The sequence below is a fragment of the Protofrankia sp. CiP1_Cm_nod1 genome, assembly GCF_920888515.1.
GTDB lineage: Bacteria > Actinomycetota > Actinomycetes > Frankiales > Frankiaceae > Protofrankia.
Map to the genome: position 1 here is coordinate 1 of NZ_CAKKTM010000145.1, position 2999 is coordinate 2999.

Sequence of the window (2999 nt, forward strand, 5' to 3'; positions counted from 1 at the left end):
TCGTCGGCAGCGTCAAATGTGTATAAGAGACGGCGCCGCATCACCGGCCGCCGCGACGGGCCGGTCGCCGGCCACCGCGTCGCCGTCGCCAGGCACGCCCGCGCGGATCTCCCCGACAGCGACGCTCGCCCCCGCGGCGAGGACGTCCACCGGCTGAGGCGGGATCATGTGGGACACGGGTACGCGCGCGGCCGGGCCGCGGGGCAGGATCATCGTGGCCACCGTCGCCGTGATGGCCGTCCTGATCGTGGTGCAGGTGTCCGTCATCGCCGCGCTGCGCCTGCCGCTGGGCAGCCCCGACATCATCCTGATCGTGCTCTGCTTCGTGGCGCTGTGCCAGGGGCCCGTCACCGGCGCGGTCGTCGGCTTCAGTATCGGCCTGCTCGCGGACCTGCTCTCCACGCACGTCCTCGGCCAGACCGCGATGGTCTTCTCGCTGGTCGGGTACGGGGTGGGGCTCGTCGGGGAGGAGACCGACCGGTCGGCCTACCTGCCGCTGGCCGTCGCCGCCGGCGCGTCGGCCCTCGGGACGGCCGGGCACGCCGCGATGGCCGGCATCATCGGCCAGCCGAGCCTGACCGGTAGCCAGACGCTGCTGCGCGTGCTCGGCGCGGCGCTCTACGCGCTGGTCCTGACTCCGGTCATCTTCCCGCTGGTCACGGCCGGGCTGCGGCGCCTGCACAGGGAGCAGCCGTGATCAGGGGGCGGGCGAGGCGGCCGGGCCCCCTGGAGGAGTCCCTGGATGACCGCATCCGGGTACGGCTGGTCGTCCTGCGCGTCCTGGCGGTCTCCCTGCTGATCACACTTGGTGCCCGGCTGTGGACCCTGCAGATACTCAACGGTGATCACTACCGCCACCTCGCGGAGACGAACCGGGTCCGTGAGGTCGTCACCCCGGCGATCCGTGGCCTGATCGTGGACGACCAGGGGCAGCCCCTTGTCCGCAACCGGACCTCCCTGGTCATATCGGTGAACCGGTCGGTCACCGACCGGCAGGAGGACTCCGGACAGGCCGTGCTGGAGCGGCTGTCGGACGCGATCGGGATGCCCGTCGCCGACATCAGTGCGCGTATCCAGTTCTGCTCCGCCACGGTGAAGCCGCCGTGCTGGAACGGCTCGCCCTACCAGCCGGTCCCGGTGGCCAAGGACGTCTCCGCGCAGCAGGCGCTGGCGATCATCGAGCATCCCGACCGGTTCCCCGGGGTCTCGGCCGACCTGCAGGCCGTGCGCGAGTACCCCCAGGGCTCCCTGGCCGCGCACGAGCTGGGGTATCTCAGCCCCGTCACCCAGAAGCAGCTCGACGCCGACGGCGCCAGCAAGGGATACCACCAGAACAGCCTGGTCGGTGTCGCCGGGCTGGAGAACACCTACGACGCGGACCTGCGGGGCGCCGACGGCGTGCAGCGGCTCGAGGTCGACCGGTTCGGGCGGGTCGCGGGCACCGCGTCGGCCACCGCGCCGAGCAGCGGTGACAACCTCGTGCTCTCGCTCGACATCGGTGTCCAGCAGGCGGTCGAGCAGACCCTGCGCAAGACCCTGGACTCCCTTGGCGGCGGGCAGGCGCGCACCGCCTCCGGCGTCGTGCTCGACGCGAGGACCGGCCGTGTGATCGCCATGGCGAGCCTGCCCTCCTACGACCCGTCGGTCTTCGTCGGGGGCGTCTCCGAAGCCGACTACCAGGCACTGTCCGACCAGGCCAACGGGATTCCGCTGCTGTCGCGGGCGTACCAGGGCTCGAGCGCGCCCGGGTCCACGTTCAAGCCGGTGTCGACCCTGACCGCGCTGACCAGCCTCGGCGCGTCGGCCACCAGGAAGTACGACTGCGCGCCCACCCTGCAGATCGGCACCCAGACCTTCCACAACTTCGAGGGGTCGTCCGCCGGGCCGATCACCCTCCATCAGGCCCTGGTCATCTCCTGCGACGTCATCTTCGACCAGTTCGCCTACGAGGCGTGGCTGGCCGACGGCGGGCTGCGCAACGGCCGCGGCCCGTACCGGGAGCCCAACGAGTACTTCGTCAGGATGGCCCGCGCCCTGGGGTTCGGCAGCCGCACCGGCATCGACCTGCCGGGCGAGACGGCCGGGTCGGTCGTCGACCGGGCCGGCGCGAAGGAGATCTGGGAGGAGCTGAAGGACTCCTACTGCCGCCGGGCCCGCAACGGCTACCCGGAGGCCACCGACCCGGCCAAGGCCGAACGCTTCCGCCAGTACGCCGCCGAGGCGTGCGTCGACGGCTACCTGTACAACGGGGGCGCGGCGGTCCAGTTCGCGATCGGGCAGGGGCAGTACCTGTCGGTCAGCCCGTTGCAGCTCGCGGCCGCCTACGCCGCCATCGCCAACGGCGGGACGCTGTACCAGCCCACCCTGGCCAAGGCGGTGATGGCCCCGGACGGCCGCGTCGTGCGGACCATCGAGCCCAGGGCCGCCGGCAGGCTGCCGGCCGCGCCCGACACGCTGGCCTACCTCCGCGAGGCCCTGCACGGGGTGACCAGCGAAGGCGGCGGGACCGCGACCGGGGTGTTCGCAGACTGGCCGAACGACACCATCCCGGTCGCGGGCAAGACCGGTACCGCCGAGGTGGAGGGCTCCGGGGACACCTCCTGGTTCGCCTCGTTCGCGCCCGCGAACGACCCGCAGTTCGTCGTTGTCGTGACCATCCCGGACTCCGGGACCGGCGCCGAGTACGCGGCCCCGGCCGTGAAGGCCATCTACCAGAGCATCTACGGCATCGGACGCCCCGCGGCGTTCGCCGGCGGCAGGCCGCCGTCCCAGCTGCCCCGCCTCAAGCAGGACGGGACGTTCGCCGCCGACACGGCTCCCGAGCCGGCCCCCGGCACAGCGGCCCCCGGTGCGGCCGTCCCCGGTGCGGCTGCCCTCGGTGCGGCTGCCCCGGGCACGGCTGCCCTCGGTGCGACTGCCCCCGGTGCGGCCGCGGCGGGTACCGCGGCGGCGCCGGCCGCCGGCCTGTCGGGTATCTCGTTCACCGGCCGGTCCACCGG

General features: G+C 73.0%; 2 protein-coding genes. Both read left to right on the plus strand.

Features of this window, described 5'->3' with window-relative positions; genetic code table 11:
* Window positions 1–214 precede the first annotated feature (214 nt).
* Complete coding sequence (mreD, locus tag NBX02_RS07245) at window positions 215–697, plus strand: rod shape-determining protein MreD (RefSeq protein WP_445548307.1); 483 nt, start codon at window positions 215–217, stop codon at window positions 695–697.
* Between the two features lie 41 nt (window positions 698–738).
* On the plus strand, window positions 739–2999 hold a 2261-nt coding region (mrdA, locus tag NBX02_RS07250), incomplete at its 3' end, for a penicillin-binding protein 2 (RefSeq protein WP_250290555.1).